Source organism: Campylobacter concisus, assembly GCF_003049085.1.
Lineage (GTDB): Bacteria > Campylobacterota > Campylobacteria > Campylobacterales > Campylobacteraceae > Campylobacter_A > Campylobacter_A concisus_H.
Genome location: NZ_PIQX01000005.1, coordinates 91,826 through 109,599, shown reverse-complemented (window position 1 = coordinate 109,599; position 17,774 = coordinate 91,826). Strand labels below are relative to the sequence as shown.

General features: G+C 37.9%; 19 protein-coding genes. 7 read left to right on the top strand and 12 right to left on the bottom strand.

Annotated elements, in window-relative coordinates:
• Positions 1 to 277: 277 nt before the first annotated feature.
• Positions 278 to 2,119 (bottom strand): invasion protein CiaB, encoded by a 1,842-nt coding sequence (gene ciaB / locus CVT13_RS07290; protein WP_107812100.1) that lies wholly within the window; start codon positions 2,117 to 2,119, stop codon positions 278 to 280.
• A gap of 90 nt (positions 2,120 to 2,209) precedes the next feature.
• Between ciaB and CVT13_RS07285 the strand changes: the two genes are divergently transcribed.
• Together CVT13_RS07285 and CVT13_RS07280 are read left to right on the top strand one after the other, a co-directional pair.
• Positions 2,210 to 2,623 (top strand): acyl-CoA thioesterase, encoded by a 414-nt coding sequence (locus CVT13_RS07285; protein WP_107812099.1) that lies wholly within the window; start codon positions 2,210 to 2,212, stop codon positions 2,621 to 2,623.
• A gap of 148 nt (positions 2,624 to 2,771) precedes the next feature.
• Positions 2,772 to 3,410 (top strand): Crp/Fnr family transcriptional regulator, encoded by a 639-nt coding sequence (locus CVT13_RS07280; protein ID WP_107812098.1) that lies wholly within the window; start codon positions 2,772 to 2,774, stop codon positions 3,408 to 3,410.
• A 79-nt stretch (positions 3,411 to 3,489) separates the two neighbouring features.
• Here the strand turns inward: CVT13_RS07280 and CVT13_RS07275 are convergent, their stop codons facing one another.
• The 11 genes from CVT13_RS07275 to CVT13_RS07225 all read right to left on the bottom strand — a co-directional run bounded on the left by CVT13_RS07275 (position 3,490) and on the right by CVT13_RS07225 (position 13,995).
• Positions 3,490 to 4,356: a formate/nitrite transporter family protein gene (locus CVT13_RS07275; RefSeq protein ID WP_107812097.1), complete on the bottom strand. Its 867-nt coding sequence runs from the start codon at positions 4,354 to 4,356 to the stop codon at positions 3,490 to 3,492.
• Positions 4,357 to 4,519: 163 nt separating this feature from the next.
• Positions 4,520 to 4,966: a hydrogenase 3 maturation endopeptidase HyCI gene (locus CVT13_RS07270; protein ID WP_021091859.1), complete on the bottom strand. Its 447-nt coding sequence runs from the start codon at positions 4,964 to 4,966 to the stop codon at positions 4,520 to 4,522.
• A complete protein-coding gene (locus tag CVT13_RS07265; protein ID WP_021091884.1) occupies positions 4,966 to 5,310 on the bottom strand; it encodes a formate hydrogenlyase maturation HycH family protein in 345 nt (114 codons plus the stop codon). Before CVT13_RS07265 ends, CVT13_RS07270 begins: the two co-directional genes overlap by 1 nt.
• Positions 5,307 to 6,131, bottom strand: coding sequence for an NADH-quinone oxidoreductase subunit B family protein (locus tag CVT13_RS07260; RefSeq protein WP_021091627.1), 825 nt, complete (start codon positions 6,129 to 6,131; stop codon positions 5,307 to 5,309). The genes CVT13_RS07265 and CVT13_RS07260 overlap by 4 nt, the downstream gene beginning before the upstream one ends.
• Complete coding sequence (locus tag CVT13_RS07255; protein WP_021091765.1) at positions 6,128 to 6,667, bottom strand: formate hydrogenlyase complex iron-sulfur subunit; 540 nt, start codon at positions 6,665 to 6,667, stop codon at positions 6,128 to 6,130. Before CVT13_RS07255 ends, CVT13_RS07260 begins: the two co-directional genes overlap by 4 nt.
• Entirely contained in the window at positions 6,664 to 8,400 is a 1,737-nt protein-coding gene (locus CVT13_RS07250) for an NADH-quinone oxidoreductase subunit C (RefSeq protein WP_107812096.1), read from the bottom strand. Before CVT13_RS07250 ends, CVT13_RS07255 begins: the two co-directional genes overlap by 4 nt.
• Entirely contained in the window at positions 8,397 to 9,878 is a 1,482-nt protein-coding gene (locus CVT13_RS07245; RefSeq protein WP_107812095.1) for a hydrogenase 4 subunit F, read from the bottom strand. The genes CVT13_RS07250 and CVT13_RS07245 overlap by 4 nt, the downstream gene beginning before the upstream one ends.
• A gap of 2 nt (positions 9,879 to 9,880) precedes the next feature.
• Positions 9,881 to 10,525 (bottom strand): hydrogenase 4 membrane subunit, encoded by a 645-nt coding sequence (hyfE, locus tag CVT13_RS07240; RefSeq protein ID WP_021091711.1) that lies wholly within the window; start codon positions 10,523 to 10,525, stop codon positions 9,881 to 9,883.
• A 1-nt stretch (position 10,526) separates the two neighbouring features.
• Positions 10,527 to 11,447: a respiratory chain complex I subunit 1 family protein gene (locus tag CVT13_RS07235; RefSeq protein WP_084041928.1), complete on the bottom strand. Its 921-nt coding sequence runs from the start codon at positions 11,445 to 11,447 to the stop codon at positions 10,527 to 10,529.
• Positions 11,448 to 11,456: 9 nt separating this feature from the next.
• Positions 11,457 to 13,424 carry a proton-conducting transporter membrane subunit gene (locus CVT13_RS07230; protein ID WP_107812094.1) on the bottom strand — a complete coding sequence of 656 codons (1,968 nt, stop codon included), beginning with the start codon at positions 13,422 to 13,424 and terminating at the stop codon, positions 11,457 to 11,459.
• 1 nt (position 13,425) lies between these two features.
• Entirely contained in the window at positions 13,426 to 13,995 is a 570-nt protein-coding gene (locus CVT13_RS07225) for a 4Fe-4S dicluster domain-containing protein (RefSeq protein ID WP_103577080.1), read from the bottom strand.
• Between the two features lie 413 nt (positions 13,996 to 14,408).
• On the opposite strand from CVT13_RS07225, the gene CVT13_RS07220 reads away from it, so the two are divergent.
• The 5 genes from CVT13_RS07220 (at position 14,409) to CVT13_RS07195 (ending at position 17,683) form a co-directional block, all read left to right on the top strand.
• On the top strand, positions 14,409 to 15,494 hold the full coding sequence (locus CVT13_RS07220; protein WP_107812093.1) for an MBL fold metallo-hydrolase: 1,086 nt from the start codon (positions 14,409 to 14,411) through the stop codon (positions 15,492 to 15,494).
• 44 nt (positions 15,495 to 15,538) lie between these two features.
• Complete coding sequence (locus CVT13_RS07215) at positions 15,539 to 15,826, top strand: hypothetical protein (RefSeq protein WP_021091759.1); 288 nt, start codon at positions 15,539 to 15,541, stop codon at positions 15,824 to 15,826.
• A 261-nt stretch (positions 15,827 to 16,087) separates the two neighbouring features.
• Positions 16,088 to 16,633: a polymorphic toxin type 50 domain-containing protein gene (locus CVT13_RS07210; protein WP_107812092.1), complete on the top strand. Its 546-nt coding sequence runs from the start codon at positions 16,088 to 16,090 to the stop codon at positions 16,631 to 16,633.
• A 12-nt stretch (positions 16,634 to 16,645) separates the two neighbouring features.
• Complete coding sequence (locus CVT13_RS07205) at positions 16,646 to 16,951, top strand: hypothetical protein (protein WP_107812091.1); 306 nt, start codon at positions 16,646 to 16,648, stop codon at positions 16,949 to 16,951.
• A gap of 492 nt (positions 16,952 to 17,443) precedes the next feature.
• Positions 17,444 to 17,683, top strand: a complete 240-nt coding sequence (locus CVT13_RS07195; protein WP_107793288.1) for a hypothetical protein — start codon at positions 17,444 to 17,446, stop codon at positions 17,681 to 17,683.
• The last annotated feature ends 91 nt before the right edge of the window (positions 17,684 to 17,774 follow it).

Here is a 17,774-nt window from a genome sequence, read left to right as displayed (position 1 = left end):
GAAAATCAACCTTATCATATAGCATCCACATAGTGTCTGATGCTACCCAACAAGTAAGGCCTAGTAATATATATATCCAATATGTTTTTAAATTTCTTGTCTCTTTTAGCTTTAAAAAGATAAATAATGTGATCATAAAATCAAATAGAGTAGTAATTATGTCTTCATAAAAACCACTAGCAATAAAATAACTAACAACATATACACAAAAAAGTATCAACATAAATACAAAAGATACTTGATTTTCGTTGCTTATTTTACTTATCATGTTCCGTCTTTATCTATCTTTCTCTGCCTTTTTGGCTAAGCTTTGCCATCTTTGCCACTCGCCACTTTCATCGACGTCGTTGCCGATAGCTTCGTATCTAGCGTAAAAATGCTCAACAAATTTCTTGCACTCTTCATCTTTTGGCAGATAGCTTAGTTCATCTTTTTGGCAAAATTTCTCCAAAAATGTGCTCGCATCAACTTTTTCAGCGTATATTTGTGCTAGGTTAAAGTAGTTCTCTAAGCAAATTTCTTTAAATTTAGCGTAAGCTTGCTCGCTCATATCCACGCTTAGTTTGCCATCAAATTTAAGCACTCCAGCTCTAAAAAGCAAGCTAAGATGTATGAGTCCCTCGCAGTAATAAGCCCTCACCTCATCGACCTTTCGCCACGCGATAAGCCCAACAGCACGAGCTATTAGCTCATGAAAAACGGCCATTTTATACTCCGCCTCTTCGTGCAAGAAAAAATTTACTAACCCACCAGTCGTCGCCTTATACTCTTCTATAAATTTAAAGACGCCACTTTTATTCATCATCATCTCAGTATCAAGCCCGATAAAGAGGATGTGTCCAAACTCATGGCCGATCGTTGAAATTTCATAGACTTTTTTCCAAATTTTTGGCTTTAAAAATAAAATTTCCCTACCAAAATCCAAAAATTCCTTGCTAAAAATTTCAGCCCCAAGCTTCATAAAAGGCTTTGCCTTTGCTCCCTCATAGACGTGATTTACAAAGGCAAAAATTTTCTTACCACATTTTGCACTCACACTCTCATCATTTGGCACGACTTGAGCACTAAAAAGCCCGTTTAGCTCCGCGCCGTAATAGATCATCGGCACGCTTATATAAAGCTGCGTTCTAGCAATATTTTCACTAACTGCTCTGTTTGTCTCAGCGTTATCAAATTTTATCTTTTCGCAAACGCTCTTATAAGTTTTTGTCACTTTTTCTTTAAATTTAAGCTCGTCAATGCCCTCGCTATCAACAAGTCTGATGTCCCACTCAAGTGCGACTGCATGCGTATAGGCATCCTCGTAATACTCTAGCGGATGGCCCGGCTGAAGTGCGCCTTTTACATCCATCCACGCTATCTCGGCTTCTTGCCAAGCATTTATCACCTTTGCATTATCCTCTTCACAAAAGGCGCTTTGTAGCTTTTCGAGGTATTTTACGTAGGATTTTTGCTCGTCATTTTGGGCTAAATTTCTTAAAATTTCAAGATTTTTAGCAAAAACACTTTTAAGCTCTCTAACCTCATCCTTAAAAGCGAGTGCATAAGGCAAAAAGCTAAATTTATCACCTTCTTTTACTACCGCGCCATACGTTCTATCAGCCCTTACGCCGTTAGCGTCACACTGAAATAAGCCGTTTTTAGTAATAAACTCATTTGCCTGGCTTAGATCTTTAAATTTAGCCTCAAACTCTTTATTTGTGGTGTCGATAATACGATCCTGCCATGAAATTTGCCACGCATTTAGACTAAGTCCAAGCTCGTGCATAGCCTGCACAAAGGCTTGGTTAAATGGATCTAAAATTTTCTCTTCTTTGGCCTTTTCTAAAAGCTTAGCGTGCAGATTTTCATATAAATTTCTAACGTAGCCATACATTAAATTTAGCACTCGTTTTTGCTCGTCTTCGCCTAAATTTAGCTTTTTTAGCTCATTTTGAAGCGGATCTACTTTAAGATCTACTATCCTTCTTGCAAGAGCTAGTTTCTCGCTTGGTGTGCCAGAAAGGCCACAAATTTTAACAGCCTCGTTTATGATATCATCGTCTAAATTTTTATAAATAGCATTTAGCTTGTTTTTTTGCTCTTTTGTGAGTTCATTTAATCTTTTAAAATCGTTCATATTTTCATCCCCTGAAGTTGCAAGATTTTAGCATAAAGCCTTAAAATTTGCTACAATCAACCAAAAATTTTAACATCTAAAAGGCAAAAAATGGATATTTTAAAAGATTTTGGTGAGCCACGTATCAAACAAGTTATGTTGCCAAAGGACACAAACTCAGCTGGAAATATTTTTGGTGGCTGGATAATGAGTCAGATCGACCTTGCAGGTGCACAAGCTGCAAGAGAAATTTCTCCTGAACGCGTTGTGACGATTTCTATGAAAGAGATCATCTTTAAACAACCTGTCTTTGTTGGCGATGTGCTAAGCTGCTACGCAAAGATCATCGCAGTTGGCAAAACATCTATAACAACACAGATAGAAGTGACTGCGCTGAGGCTAAATGACGGTGGCTTTAGAGAGACTATACATGTCACAAGCGCTATTGCAACTTACGTAAGCGTGACGAAAGATGGACTTAAAAAGCCAATCGATGAGAAGCTAAAACAGCTTCATGGATTTTAAAAATTTGGTTGCATTTTATGCAACCTTCCTTGAAAATTAATACTACTTTTAAAAATTATTGAAATTCTTAAACTAAAAGCAATATTTTTCAACTTCTTTAAATGCTTTGTGAAGTAAAATCAGGCTTTATACATTTTTTGGGAGAAAAATGAAAAAATCACGTCTAGGTCTTTTGCAAACACAAATCACAAAGATCCTAACTCAAAATGAGCTTGATAAATTTGAGTACAAAGAGCTACCAAAAGCAAGCATCATCTACGCAGAAGAGATCAAGATCATCATCTTAAAAAGTGGCTGTGCAAAGCTCTCATTTTTTGAAGATGGGGAAGAATTTATCCTTTATCATTTAGAAGCGAGCAATATCGCCGTGCTTGATGATAATTGCGCTTTTGAAATACTTGAAGATGCTGAAATTTATGCTATAAATTTAAACAAAATAGGTGAAATTTTATCAAATGCAAATGTCGCAGATGAAATTTTAAAAGCTGTGTTAAATGCAGTAATCGTGCAACGCCAGATCATAAAATCCATACTTTTTGAAGATGCAAAAGGCAGGATTGCAAATTTTTTGATCGAGCTTGCAAAGGAGCAGGATCTAAAGCAAAATGGATATCACTACATATTTTTGCCATTTTCTCTAAAGGTACTCTCAAGCTTTGTGGGGCTCAAACGCCAAAGCGCTTCAACTGCATTTAATGAGCTTATAAAAGACGACATCATAAGAAAGATCACACCACACGAGTTTTTAATAATTGATTATGAAAAACTTGAAAGTTACACAAACTAAAAATCAAAAATTTTTATAATGGCTAGCAAAGAGTAGCCTTAGAGGATTAGTCTTTGCCAAGAAGCAAAGACTAAAATTTTTAAGCTTTTTTCTTCATATCGAATTTATTTGCCATAAAGCCAACTAAACCAACAAAGAAAAGCCCGCCGCAGATATTACCAAATGTAACCGGAACTAAGTTTTTACCGATGAAATTTCCCCAGTTTAAAACTTCTAGCTTTTCAGCCGTGATGCCATGTCCTAAAGCTGCAGCCGCAGCAGCGATATCTCCGCCATTTGCTGCTATATAGTGAGCTTTTGAGATGATGGCTTCGGTGATGATGAACATATTTGCCACGCAGTGCTCCATTGAGCAAGCCACAAATGCACCTATCATCCACATAATGGCAAAGAATTTACCAGATAGATTACTCTCACTTGTCGCAGTCCAAATAGACATACAAACAAAGACATTACAAAAAATTCCGCGGATAAATAGCTCATGAAATGGTGCTGTGATCTTGCCAATACCAGCTGGTATAAAGTGCTGTAAGATGTAGCCATCATACTTTAGTGGCAAGCCTGAGTAGTAGTACATATAAGCGATCAATGCGCCACCAACGAAGTTAAATATCCAAACGATAGCCCAGTATCCGATAGTCTTACCTAGTTTTAGCTTTCCTTCATATGCGCTAACGCCACTTAAAACTGAGCTTGTAAAAAGATGTCCACCATAAAAGACAACCATCATAAGACCACAGCTAAATGTGATACCGCCGATAAAATTTGAAAGACCAATAGACTGGTTTTCAGCCATACCGACTGTTGAGTGAGCCCAAAAAATATCACCCATAGCAATAGCAGCTCCAGCCATGATAGCAAGAAAAATAATACTTGCAAGTGGCATATGAGCTTTGTGCTCCATAGAGCTTGAGACCGCTTGAGCGGTTTCTGCCGGATTTAACATCACATTCTCCTTTTTATTTTCAATCTCGCACATGAGCCAAGCTCATCTTTGCGACCAAAGTTTAACACTTTGCAAAACCACTAAAGTCAAATCAATGCTTGCGATTACAAGCAAATTTTTGTCTTTAGCAACCAAAAAGACTAAATTTAGCTATTTGCTAAATTTAACCGACTAAATTTTTATCAATCTCTACAATTCTTAAAAATGCTTTTCTGGCACTTTTTTTAGCCTGCTCGCTTAGTCCCTCTTCAAAATTTAAGACATTTTCGAGCAAGACGCTAATGCCAAGAAAAAGCGTCTTTGGACAAATTTTACGCAAATAGCTTAAAAGTACTGGAGTTGGTAGATTGTGAGTCGAGTAGATGTAGTCTCTATCGTCACTTAGGTCAAAAAACTCTATCTTATCCTCATCAAAGCCGCTCATCGCATCAACCACTATCAATATATCAGGTGCAAATTCTCTAATGGCCGAGAATTCATTTTCAGGCACATCTTGCCCAAAAAAGACCTTCCACTCTTTTAGCTCAGCTTCTACGATGCGGCCGACTTCATTACCCACATCATCATCACCACGCATAGGATTACCGATGCAAAGGATGGCCTTTTTCATCAAAAGTCCTTCCTAAGCACGATATAACCCTCTTTTAAATTTGCCAAAATTTCTTTAAGCTTACACTCACAAAGCTGTGGCAAGAGTTTAGCGATATGCTCAGCAAAAATTTCAACTTCAAAATATTTGCTTAAATTTCCGATCTTAAATTTCACATATTCGCCTGAGTTTTTGATCATCTCGTCAAATTCCTCATCGCTTAGCTCTAAAATTTTCTCGCTAAAATCTATCGTGCCAACGCCATGTCCCACGCAAGTGGAGAAAATTTTTATCTCCTTTAGCTCGCGTGGTAACTTGTCGTTGTCGTCCATATGCCTTTTTGTAAGCTTATAAACTTGTATCATCTTTTACTCCAAACCTCGCTATCAACATCTATCGCAAAGCTTTTATCAGCTTTTGCATATTTTAGATAGACATCATTATGCAAAAGCCCCATGCACTCGGCATATCTAGGATCTTCCTCTTTTTTGATAGCTGTAAGCACAGCCTCTCTTGAAATGCTTGGGTCATGGACATCTTTTGAACATTTGATAGCATTCATATATTTTTCAAAAAGGATTCTACCAAAGATATAGCTCATTAGCCTTCTGCTTTCAGCTTGCAAGTCACGCTCGAATAAGATATCGCCTATGACTGACTTCTCAACTGAAGGTGGCAATGTATTATCTTCCTCATAGCTTTTTTTATGAAGTTTTTGATCGATGATACCAAGAGCCATGCCAAGGCCGTAAATAATGCTTGCTGGATGTGGAGGACAGCCTGGGATATAGACATCGACTGGGATTATCTTATCTATGCCGCCCCAAACGCTATAAGCGTCATGGAAAATTCCACCGCTACTTCCGCACGCGCCAAGAGCAACCACGATCTTAGGATCTGGAGTCGCTTCATAAGCACGAAGAAGCGGATAATACATCTGTCTTGTTACAGGACCAGTGCAAAGCAAAATATCAGCGTGTCTTGGGTTTGCTACAAGCTTAAAGCCAAAGCGCTCAGGGTCCCACATCGGTGTAATAGCTGCAAAAATTTCTATCTCACAGCCGTTACAGCTTCCGCAGTCGATCCTATAAACGCTAAAGCTTCTTTTGATATTTTTTAGATGCTCTAGCTTTGCAGTTAGATCATTTGCTGTTTTTATGTCCTCTGGGACTTGATATAGACTCATTTTATAGCCTCCTCAATGCCTTTTGTTAGCCTCTCAGCAGATTGATTTTTCTTGCACTCTGGGCAGATATAAAGGTAGTCTTTTGCCTCTTCAAGTCTGCCTGGGAGTAAATTTGCTGTGCCAAGCTTCTCAAGGGTGAAATTTATAAGCCTTTTTGGCGTAAATGGCTTGCCGCAGCATTTGCAAGTTTGCATCTCAAGCTCGCCCCTTTGTATAAGAGCGCTCTTATCAAATTTAACTGCAAGCTCAAAGCTATCGCTAAGTCTTACAGCTCCAGTTGGGCAAACCTCATCGCAGCGTCCGCAAAATATGCAGCGTCCGCAGTCAAATTCCCAAACAAGCTTTGTTTGTTCATCGTTCATCTTAAGCTCTATCGCGTTACTAGGGCAAGCGATACCGCAAGCTGCACAACCTATGCAAAGATCGTATGTATAGTTTGGCTGACCACGGAAATTTTCAGGAACAATATATGGCTCAAATGGATAGGCGTATGTCGCTTTTCCATATTTTTCTGTGATGTCAAATAACTTCATCATCTTAAATCCTTCTTACTAACCCCGCCATCTTGACAGAATTTTTTAAGGTCTTTTTCTGTTAAAATTTTGCTCTTTTTAGTCCTTACATCGACTAATGTAACACGCTCTGTACATGAGTAGCAAGGGTCAAGTGAGCAAACGATAAGCGCAGCGTCACTTATGTTGTTTCCTCTAAATTGATATCTTAGGCTTGGCCAGTTGTTGTATGTTGCTGCTCTGCATCTCCAGCGATATACTTTTTGAGCGCTGCCTTGCATGATCCAGTGAACATTCTCGCCACGTGGTGCTTCATCATGACCAAGTGCAAAATTTTCAGGTTTGATCATAGTCACAGGATCGATCATGATCGGAGTTTGAGGCATTAGCTCAAAGCACTGGCGGATGATGTGGATAGAGCTTTTTAGCTCTTTATATCTAACCATCTCACGAGCAAAAACGTCACAACCATGCTCAACTGCTACTTCAAATTCTATCTGTTTGAAGAAGTCATATGGGTGATCATAGCGGTTATCACGTTTAAAGCCAGAGCCTCTCATATTTGGACCAACGGGGCTAAAGTCACGTGCTATTTGGCGGTCTAGGATTCCCACACCTTTCCAGCGACCGATTTGGCGTTTATCCTCCATAACTGCGTCCCAAATTTCTGAAATTTGAACGTCAAGTTTATTTATGATCTCGATACCTTTTTTGATCTCTTGGTTTGTCATATCACGTCTTAAGCCGCCCATAACGACGTTGCCGTATGTTTTACGTCCGCCAGTTACTAGCTGAGCTAGCTCCATAGAGTACTCACGAACCCTAAAGATGTGCATGAAAGCGTTGTAGTTACCAGTGACCTCACAAGCTAGACCGATATTTAAAAGGTGGCTGTGAAGACGCTCGATCTCAAGACAGATGACGCGTATAGCTTGAGCTCTTAGTGGAATTTCAAGCTTGATAGCTTTTTCTGCTGCTTCAATACAAGCAATAGCGTGAGCATAACCACAAATTCCACAAACGCGCTCTGCAAGATAGCCCATTTGATCATAGTTCATTCTATTTTCAGCTAGCTTTTCCATACCGCGGTGTTGATAAAAGAGGCGGTAATCAGCGTCGATGATCTCGTCGCCGTCGCAGAAAAGTCTAAAGTGACCTGGCTCATCTGAAGTAATATGTAGTGGTCCAAGTGGCACATCAACTACTGCATCACCTGTTGGGAACAAAAACTCCGCATCAGGCTCGTCTCTATGATCAACTGGATCAGGGCGGTAGCGATAATCCATCGCGTCTTTTCTAAGTGGATGAAGTCCGTCTGGCCAGTCATCACTTAAAACTAGACGCCTTTTATCAGGCAAACCTTCAGCCACAAGGCCAAACATATCATAAGCTTCTCTTTCATACCAAACACAAGCTGGCACTAGCGGAGTAACTGATGGAAATGTCGGATCACTTCCTGGAATAAGTGTTTTAACAGTGATAAAGCACTTATCCTCAGGCGCAAAGTCGTCCGCTTCTGTCATCTTGCTACCTTCCATTGAGATAGCATAGTAAAGCGCAAAGCTGCCATTTATCTGGCGCTCATCATTTGGTATCATCGTGCTTATGAAGCCGCCAATATCATAATAAAGTGTTTTAACAGCTAGTGGAAGATCATTTCTATCAACCAAAACTGTGATCTGATCGTCTGCTTGACGAGTTACTTCTAAAATTTTTACCTTGGTTTTTAGGATTTCAACAAATTTATCGCCTCTCATTTTAAAGCTCCCATCATTATATTAACACCGTTATCTACTAGCGTATAAAAGCTATCTACATGCCATACGCCAAAGATTATGATAAGGGCACAAAGTGCTATAAGAGGTAAATTCTCTAACAAACTCATCTCTTTATTATGAACAACCACACCTTTTGGCTCGCCAAAGCTTGCCATGTTAAAGTGTGCAAAGTCAGCTATAAAAATAACTGCAAGTGCAATAGCAAATAGCGCAACTGCGATATATTGACCGCTTGTGATAGCTCCGACAAAGACGTTATACTCGCTAACAAATATAGCAAATGCTGGAACACCAACTAGTGAGCAAACAGCCGCGCCAAACATTATAGTGGTGATCGGTGCGATCTTAACCATGCCGCCCATCTTACTCATATCTTTGTGGCCATAAATTCTTGCGATATTGCCTGTTGAGCAAAACGCAAGAGCTTTAGTAAAGCTGTGGGCTAAGCAGTGAAATATCGCTGCAAATAGACCAAATTTACCGCCAACACCAAGTGCAAATGCGATAACACCCATGTGAACGATTGAGTGATATGCAAACATTCTTTTTACGTTGTGTTGTCTGATTAGGAAAAATCCCGCTACAAAGAGTGTGATAGTTCCTGAAACGATCATTATGCCCTCAACAAAGCTAAATCCAACTGCTTGAGCTGTGATAGCGTAGTATCTTAAGAGCGCAAGCATCGCACATTTTAAAAGTACGCCTGATAGCAATGCTGAGATAGGTGCTGGACCTTCAGCGTGAACGTCTGGTAGCCAAGTGTGAGTTGGAGCAAGACCAGCTTTTGTGCCAAAACCAATTAGCGCAAATACAAAGATAAGCTTTGCTGCATCTGGGTTTAAATTTTTAGCGTTTGCCATTATGCTTGAAAATAGCATAGAAGCTTCGCCATCTCCTAGAGTGCTAAATGTGGCTGAGTATAAAAGAACAGTCGCATAAAGTGCAAATGCTAGACCGATTGAGCAAAGAACGATGTATTTGTAACCACTCTCTGTTGATTTTTGATCTTTGTGGATAGCGACCAAAAATACTGAAGCAAGAGTTGTTGCCTCGATAGCTGCCCACATAAACGCAACGTTGTTACAAATAACGCTTAAAGTCATTGTAAAGATAAATACATGGCTTAATGCGTAGTATTTTTTAAGATCGCTTAAGTGGATGTGTCCATCTTCGAGCTCCCATCTCATGTAGTGGATAGAGTAAAAATTTACTATAAATCCAGTTACAGCGATAAGTACCAAGAAAACACAGCCTAAGCTATCTAAAAACAAAAATTTATTAAAACTATAAAAAGTTCCGCTACTTAAGACTTTAAGAACATTGTTAAGTAAAGCCACCGATGTCGCAGCAGAAAACAAAACGTGAAGTCCGCTTAATACCGCATAATTTTTAGGACTCAAAAACAAGACCAAAGCACCAAGGAGCGGTAAGATAAGTATTAAAGCTAAACTATCCATCTCTAACCCCTTAAATTTGAAGCTTTAGAAGTATCTAAGCTATCATAAGCTTTATAAAATCTAATCGCTAGAATGCTCATGATGATAACGGCAAATATCGCATCTGTTAAAATTCCAAGCTCAACTAACTCATGTGAGTTATAAGCCATTAGAGCAAGGCTTAGGTGGATACCGTTTTCAAATAAGCAGTAAGCTAGAATTTGTTTTATAAATGAGTTTCTTAGCATGAAGCCAAAAATTCCCATCATAAAGACTGTTCCAGCTGCGATTAGCATGATCTCTTCTTTGATAAGAGAGAATTTTAAAAATATTGGGTGGATACTCATTGAAAGAGCTAGAGAAAATCCCATAGCAATAACAGGACTTACAAAAAATCCACCAACTGGCTCATCTTCGCTAACTACGCCAAGTTTTTTGATAAGCCAGAATAAAATTCCTGGCACAAGTAAAACTTTGGTAAAAAATGCAACGATCGCCCAAGTTTTGAGTTGCTCGGCGTTAAATTTCTCAGATAGCAAGAAAAATATGCTAACTAAAAGTAGTGTCTCAATCGCATAAGCGATGATTGAGAGTTTCAAGCTTCTAAGACCAAAAACCGCAAGCGAAGTTACGATCATGCAAATGGCTAAAATATCAAGTGTTTGCATCTCACACTCCTACTACATAAAGTGTTAGTGCAACAAACGAGATAGCAAGTGCACCAAGTGCATTTTTGCGTAAAGATGAAGTCATTTTAAAGCGTGGTCCAAAGTTGTCTATAAAGACAGCTGCTACGTAAAATACTCCAGTTTTTATCACAAAAACGATAATAGCTAAGAAAGGATTGCTAAAATTCCATGGCTCAAATATAGTTAGGAAAAGTCCGATCATAGCAAACTGTTTTAATATAAGTGATGCTTGAACTAAACCAAGGTCGCTACCTGCATACTCGCCAAGCAAGCCCTCTTGAAGCTCTTGTTCAGCTTCAGCTACGTCAAATGGTTTTCTACCGGTCTCAACATACATACACCATAAAAATGCGATAGAAGCTACGGCAAAGCTTGGGATTTGATATCCTATAACGCCAGTTTTTACCATCTCTTGGATCTCAATTAAATTTGATGTTTTAGCTGCAAGCATTACTACGATTAGGCACATGATCATAACTGGCTCAACATATACACCCAGCATTTGCTCCCTGCCGCCGCCTGTTGCTGCAAATGGGTTGCCGCTATCCATTGAAGCTGCACCAAATACAAATCTAAGCAATGCGCCAAGATAAAGGATCACAAATATATCTGAATACGCTCCAAAAACAGTATCTTTGCTATATGTTATAGGTATAGCAGCTAGCACTGCAGCTGAAGTTGCAAAAAGGAAAAATGGAGCCCATCTAAATACCCAGTGAGAGCACTCAGGCACGGTTCTTCCTCTTCTAAAGAGTTTTATAATATCACGATATGTTTGAAAGAAATCGCTACCTTGTTTTGATTGAAGTCTAGCTCTTAGTTTTCTTGCCATACCATCAAACAAAGGAGCTACCAAAACGATAACGACTACTTGAAATATCATTAAAAGTATAGTTTGCATTTTCGTCTCCTAAACTAAAAAGTAGCCCACAGCAAGTATGGCACAAAGATAAATTAGGATATAAAGCGTATAGATGTTTGTATATCCGCTTTGAACGATGCCTAGTTTATCGGCAAATTTCATACACCATTTAATGACTGGCTCATAAAACATTCCCCACCAGATATCTTTTGGATGGTTGTGATATTCAACCGCGTCAAAATAATTTCTAGTAACGATCTTTTTATCAGCTCTAAATAGCCATTGCATGATCTTTCTAAGATCGCCTGTAAATGGACCACCTGTCATTTGCATACGTGAGCTATATTTAAAGCCGCAAGCCCAAGGATCAGTCTCGCGTGGTTTATCTCTATTTGCTTTCATAACAGCAAGGATGATAAATGGCAAAATCATAGTCGCACATAAAACTAAAGCGATAAGCGGAGTTGAGATCATACTACCTATTGGTGAAGTTACATTTATAGCTCCAAGGCTAGCTTTATAGTCGCTTATAGCGATAGAATTTACAGCTTGCATGATGTAATCAACTATGTAGTTTGCGCCAAGACCAAAGCCAACGCAGCCTATCATTAGGATGATCATACCAAGAACCATACCTATCGGACTCTCTTTAGCATTTTCCCAAATTTTTTGATCTCTTGGAGTACCTGCAAAGATAACAGCGTAAAGTTTAAGGTGCATACCAACCAAAACGCCTGTTAGCGCAAGAGCTACGACGCCAAGTGTAAATGCATATCTAACTAATGTTCCTTCTCCCATTGCACCTTGAAGCATACCTTGATATGTAAACCACTCTGAAACAAAGCCATTTACTGGAGGTAAAGCTGCGATACCCATAATACCTATAAACATACCAAGGCTTGTCCATGGCATTTTTTTAGCAAGACCACCAAGGATGTCCATATTTTGTGTATGAGTAGCGTGGATAACTGAACCAGCGCAAAGGAAAAGAAGACCTTTAAATATAGCGTGGTTAACTACGTGGTAGCAACCTGCTAGAAAACCTACTGCTGCAAGTGTTAAATTTCCAGCTGCAACGCCATAAATTCCTGTGCCAAGACCTAGCAAGATGATACCTATGTTCTCAACTGAGTGGTAAGCAAGCAAAGCCTTAAAGTCGTGTTGGCAAAGAGCGTATAAAACACCAAATAGTGAGCTAGCTGCACCAAGAGCGAGTATTGTAAGACCAAAATATGTACTAAGTGGTAGGTAAAGTGTAAATTTAACTAGTGTAAATAGAGCAACTTTAATCATAACGCCTGACATAAGGGCTGAAACATTTGATGGGGCTGCTGGGTGAGCTTGTGGAAGCCAAACGTGAAATGGCCACATACCAGCTTTGCTACCAAATCCAACTAGAAATAGTATAAATGTAGCAACAGAAGCGCCAAATGGCATCTTAACACCCATAAATGCGCTAAATTCAAAGCTTCCTGCATAGTAAGCTGTGATAAGCAAGCCACAGGTGATACAAAATGCACCGATTTGTGCGATACCAAGATATACCATGACCGCTTTTAAAGTGTTTTTGCCATCATTTACTATGATAAGGAACGATGAGATAAGAGTCATAAGCTCCCATAAAACAACAAAGCAAAATACATTATCAGCGCTAATTACTAGAAGCATTGAGAGTATAAACGTATTAAACAAACATGCAAATACGCCAACGTTTGCTTTTTTGATGTACTCGTCTGCATAGCTCATACCATAAACGCTACTTGCAAATCCTATGAAAACAACGACAAAGCTAAAGAAATTTCCAAGTGGATTTAGCGCAAATTTTGGCGAATACAAAAAGCCATCCGCAAGAGCAAAACTATCGTTTACTCCCATATTTGCAACGAAGTGACACATCGCATAAAAGCAGCTTAAAGCGCTTAGTCCAAAACCAACCTTTACAGCGGCCTTTGGAGCGCAGTAGAGCAAGATGCTAACGACGGCACTTACAAGAAATAGCATATAAACCGTAGTCATCTTATGCTCCTTGTCCGTTTAAAATTTTAGTAGCAAATTTATTCGCTGCCTCATAATCTATCCTTTTGCCAAGTTTATGCTTACCCTCTTCTGGATCAATCATAACAAGAGCACTCGTCGGACAGACATCAACACAGGCTGGTCCGTTCTCACGACCAAAGCACATATCGCATTTGACAGCGATATTTTTTGCACCTGATTGTGACTCTACCTCAAGGTTGTACTTTGGCTCGACAGCGTAATTTACTGAAGGCATAAGCTCTGCACTTGAGCTTATCGCACCGTAAGGACAAGCGATCGTGCACATCTTACAGCCTATACAAATTTCCTCGTGAAGCTCGATGCAATTATCATTAAATCGCAATGCTCCAGTTGGACACACATTCGCACAAGGACCATCGTCGCATTGTCTGCACTGAGTTGGCATAACGCCAGTAGCTTCTCTTAGCACACTTAGCCTTGCACGTGACAGCTTACCGCGTTCATAAGCGCTCTTAAAACATGCAGCCATGCAGGTTGCACATCCTATACAGCGTTTATAATCGGCAATCACAAATTTATGTTTTTTCATAAATTCCTCCCATTAAACAAGGCTAAACTGCCCTGCTCACTTTTAAAGTGATGGTTAGTCACCAAAATAGAGATAGTTAAATTTTTATTTAACATCTCAAACGCTCCTTCCTAATTTTTGTAATAATTCTATAACTTACAATGAATAAATTCCGTCATCTATCTGACAAATTTTGTATTTTTAGAATTAAATTTTTATTTTATATATCTTTAAGATTATCTACTTAATATCGATTTTTAGGTATGTTTATTTGCTAAAGGATAATATTTATTAATAAAATTTTCCTATAAAGAGTAAAAATATCTTAATTAAGTTTAAAATTACAAGTTAATTATTTAAGCTCGGGTTAATTAAATAAAGCTGAAATTTAAAAATCTAAAATATAATCCGACCTTTAAATTTAAAGGCTTTTTATGGGAATTTTTATAGTTATAGTTTTGTTTATTGTTGCAGTTTTTGTATTTATGAGATTTGCCCCAGTTTTTGGTGGCGTGCCAGATATTAAAAGCCAAAAGCTGATAAAGGCTTCGCCAAATTTTAACGGCAAAGTTTTTATAAATTTAGAACCAACGATTGATATGGTAAAAAATAATCCACAAGCATCTATGTTAAATTACATTCCGCAAGCACTCTTTCCTCCAAAAGATAAGCTACCAACTAAGCCTTTACCAAATTTAAAATTTGACGCAAATGCCTTGAAAAACGGCGAGTTTATCTGGCTTGGGCACGTTAGCCTCATCTGTAAGCTTGATGACAAAACCATTATCACAGACCCAGTTTTGCACCGAGCATTTCCACTGCCAATTGGCGGTAAGCCCTTTGCCTACGAGCATGCTATCACCGCTAGTGACTACCCAGATGTGATCGATATCGCCCTCATCTCGCACGATCACTACGATCATCTTGATCATAAAACGATACTTGAGCTAAAAGATAGAATTTGCAAATTTCTAGTGCCGCTTGGCGTAAAAGCTCACCTTGTAAAATGGGGCGTTGATGAAGACAAAATTTATGAGTTTGACTGGTTTGGTGATCAAAAAATAGGAAATTTAAACTTCATGTTTTGTCCTTCAAGGCACTTTAGTGGGCGCACATTTAAAAGAAATACGACGCTTTGGGGTGGCTGGGCGGTTGAAGAGGCTGGCTTTAGCTTTTATTTTAGCGGAGATGGCGGATACGGCAAGCATTTTAAGATGATAAATGAGAAATTTGGTGCCTTTGATCTAGTTTTTATCGAAAATGGTGCTTACGGCGATGGCTGGCCTTACGTGCATATGAAGCCAGAGGAGTCAGCGCAAGCGCTAAAAGATCTTGGTGCAAAGCTTGGTGTACCGGTGCACTGGGGCAAATTTGATCTATCTTATCACGCTTGGGATGAGCCGATCAAGCGTTTTGAAAAGGCAGCGATAAAACTTGAGCTAAACTACGCAACGCCGATGATCGGAGAAGTTTTCACTACCCAAAATCCGCCTAGAAAAAAGTGGTGGGAGAAAATTTAGGAATAAAATTTGCTGTAAATTTTAAAATCCAAAAGGAAATGCTGATGAAAATTTCTGAAAATTTAGCAAATCTAAAAAATGTTATCGATAAAGCTGCAAAAAACGACCTTGATATGAGCGCAACTGGAAGCTTTTTACAAAATTTAGAAAAAGCAAATAAAGAGACTGAAAAAATTTATAAACAGCTAGAAAAAGAGTTAAAAAGCGATGCGCAAATGTTTAAACAATTTGACTTCATGCAGATGATAACAAAGCTTCAATACGGCAACCTAAAGCCAAATGAACGTGAAAAACTGCTCAATAAAATGAGCAAGATCGCCAAGGAAATTTAGCCGTTTAGTGTGATTTTACGCTAGCTAAATTTGGCTGTTTTGCGTAAATTTATGTGGCTTTTTGCTGAGTAAATTTGCTTAAAAAATCAAATTTACTCGTTTAGAGGCTGTTTTCATCTTCACATTTGCCGTCTTTTCTTTTCTTGCACACTAAGCGCGTATGACACTATCAATGCACAAAATTCCAGCAATTTTTAGAATTTCATGAACGAGTAATTTCGGCTCTGATTTTAGTGTCAAGCTTTGTGAGACCTAGAATTTATGGCTGAAAATTTTGTAGATAGTGTCTTAGGTGATCAAAGCTCTATAAATTATAAAAATTATCACGCACTAGGTGAAAATATATGTTCTCTTGGAGCAGCTGGTAAAGCAGCCATAAAGGTAGGTAATAAGTTATCAAATATAAATTTAAGTAAAAAAGGCACAACAACAGATAAAACAACAAATAATAATCTAAATTCTAATGGCAATGACGGGATAATTGTTGCTGAGGGTAAGAGTGTTAAGATAGATATAAATAAACAAAACAAACATATACAAGGAACCAATGAATATAAAACAGCCAATCAAAATGGCGTAACAAGAAGTATTTTAACAGAAGATGTAGAAAATCTTTTGCCAAAATTTGGGACAGGTCAAAAAGTGAATAGTGTAGAAATCGGATTGGCTGGTTCAAAAGAAAGAATAGATTTTGGAAAAGTAATTGGTTATTATATAGATGAAAATGGTAACAAATTGTCTACCACAAAAGGAATAGTTCATTATGGTAAAAATGGTGCCCATATTGTTCCTAGTAATCCAAATTGATAAGGAATTTGTATGAATGAAATAATTACTAAAATTTTATCATCCACAAAGAGAGCATTAAATGGCGAGACTACACAAAATATGCGTGCCGTTTATGTAACATTGGAAAACGACATAATAAAATTATTATTTATATATAATGGAGATATTACAGATGATGATTTGGATAATGTAGGATATATTTCTAGTTTAATTATTGCAGATTTTAATGAATACTTGATTGATGAAAAAGCAATAAGAATTGATTATCCAAATTTATTTTCTGTGCCGCAAAATTATTTTTTGGCATATAAAGGACAAGGATTAGAAAATGACTAAATTCATAAATTTATCTTAGCACTTATAATTTTTATTGTAACTGGTTGTAGAGTTTCTCTAAATTTAAATAACACAAACGGCGATAAAGGAGCAAACGCAGGATACAAAATAACCACAAGCGCAGATACTTATAATAGGCAGCTTCATCAAAGAGAGATAGACTTTATAAACAATAAAAACAATATAGCAAGCTTTAAATCAAAGCTTCAAACTACAACAAATAAAATTTATAGCGACGATGAAGCAAAATCTATCCTAGCAAAAGCAGCGGTATCTTTAACGGATAAATCATTTAATGAAACATATAGACAAAGCCTAAGCTCAAATGATCTTTACGATATAGAACTAGCAACGAATTTCATAAAACAAAGTAGCTTTTATAATACGAGCCTAGATAACACAAATGCCTTTAATCCAGATAAGAAGCAATACGAGGATAGGTATATCTATGCTTCAAAGGCATATGAAAATTCAGATTTTTACAAAGATAATTTGTATATTAAAACAAACCCCGGCATATTAGATTATACAAAATCAACCGTGTATGGCCTAGGTGGATTTGTAGTAGGCGGACTTGAAGGACTTGCTGATTTAGGAAATATTATCTTACATCCAGTAGATGCTATAAACGGTTTAAATAATGCCTTTTATCATCCTATCCTAACAGCCAAAAATGTAAATGCAAACATACAAAAATCAGTAGTCAATTCTTGCGAGCGAATGGAATTTTAAAATTTGTAAAAAAGAATAAATTTAAAAAAGAATTCACATACCTATTTATATATGTAAATTTACCAGATAGAATTTAAGAGCCAAAGAGGCT

What these genes read in the sequence shown, in the direction of transcription:
- CVT13_RS07210 (WP_107812092.1), top strand. Translation starts at nt 16,088, where the DNA reads ATGGCTGAAAATTTTGTAGATAGTGTCTTAGGTGATCAAAGCTCTATA.
- hyfE (WP_021091711.1), bottom strand. Translation starts at nt 10,525, where the DNA reads ATGCAAACACTTGATATTTTAGCCATTTGCATGATCGTAACTTCGCTT.
- CVT13_RS07245 (WP_107812095.1), bottom strand. Translation starts at nt 9,878, where the DNA reads ATGGATAGTTTAGCTTTAATACTTATCTTACCGCTCCTTGGTGCTTTG.
- CVT13_RS07215 (WP_021091759.1), top strand. Translation starts at nt 15,539, where the DNA reads ATGAAAATTTCTGAAAATTTAGCAAATCTAAAAAATGTTATCGATAAA.
- CVT13_RS07235 (WP_084041928.1), bottom strand. Translation starts at nt 11,447, where the DNA reads ATGCAAACTATACTTTTAATGATATTTCAAGTAGTCGTTATCGTTTTG.
- CVT13_RS07270 (WP_021091859.1), bottom strand. Translation starts at nt 4,966, where the DNA reads ATGAAAAAGGCCATCCTTTGCATCGGTAATCCTATGCGTGGTGATGAT.
- CVT13_RS07250 (WP_107812096.1), bottom strand. Translation starts at nt 8,400, where the DNA reads ATGAGAGGCGATAAATTTGTTGAAATCCTAAAAACCAAGGTAAAAATT.
- CVT13_RS07255 (WP_021091765.1), bottom strand. Translation starts at nt 6,667, where the DNA reads ATGATGAAGTTATTTGACATCACAGAAAAATATGGAAAAGCGACATAC.
- CVT13_RS07265 (WP_021091884.1), bottom strand. Translation starts at nt 5,310, where the DNA reads ATGATACAAGTTTATAAGCTTACAAAAAGGCATATGGACGACAACGAC.
- CVT13_RS07280 (WP_107812098.1), top strand. Translation starts at nt 2,772, where the DNA reads ATGAAAAAATCACGTCTAGGTCTTTTGCAAACACAAATCACAAAGATC.
- ciaB (WP_107812100.1), bottom strand. Translation starts at nt 2,119, where the DNA reads ATGAACGATTTTAAAAGATTAAATGAACTCACAAAAGAGCAAAAAAAC.
- CVT13_RS07285 (WP_107812099.1), top strand. Translation starts at nt 2,210, where the DNA reads ATGGATATTTTAAAAGATTTTGGTGAGCCACGTATCAAACAAGTTATG.
- CVT13_RS07225 (WP_103577080.1), bottom strand. Translation starts at nt 13,995, where the DNA reads ATGAAAAAACATAAATTTGTGATTGCCGATTATAAACGCTGTATAGGA.
- CVT13_RS07260 (WP_021091627.1), bottom strand. Translation starts at nt 6,131, where the DNA reads ATGAGTCTATATCAAGTCCCAGAGGACATAAAAACAGCAAATGATCTA.
- CVT13_RS07275 (WP_107812097.1), bottom strand. Translation starts at nt 4,356, where the DNA reads ATGTTAAATCCGGCAGAAACCGCTCAAGCGGTCTCAAGCTCTATGGAG.
- CVT13_RS07230 (WP_107812094.1), bottom strand. Translation starts at nt 13,424, where the DNA reads ATGACTACGGTTTATATGCTATTTCTTGTAAGTGCCGTCGTTAGCATC.
- CVT13_RS07205 (WP_107812091.1), top strand. Translation starts at nt 16,646, where the DNA reads ATGAATGAAATAATTACTAAAATTTTATCATCCACAAAGAGAGCATTA.
- CVT13_RS07220 (WP_107812093.1), top strand. Translation starts at nt 14,409, where the DNA reads ATGGGAATTTTTATAGTTATAGTTTTGTTTATTGTTGCAGTTTTTGTA.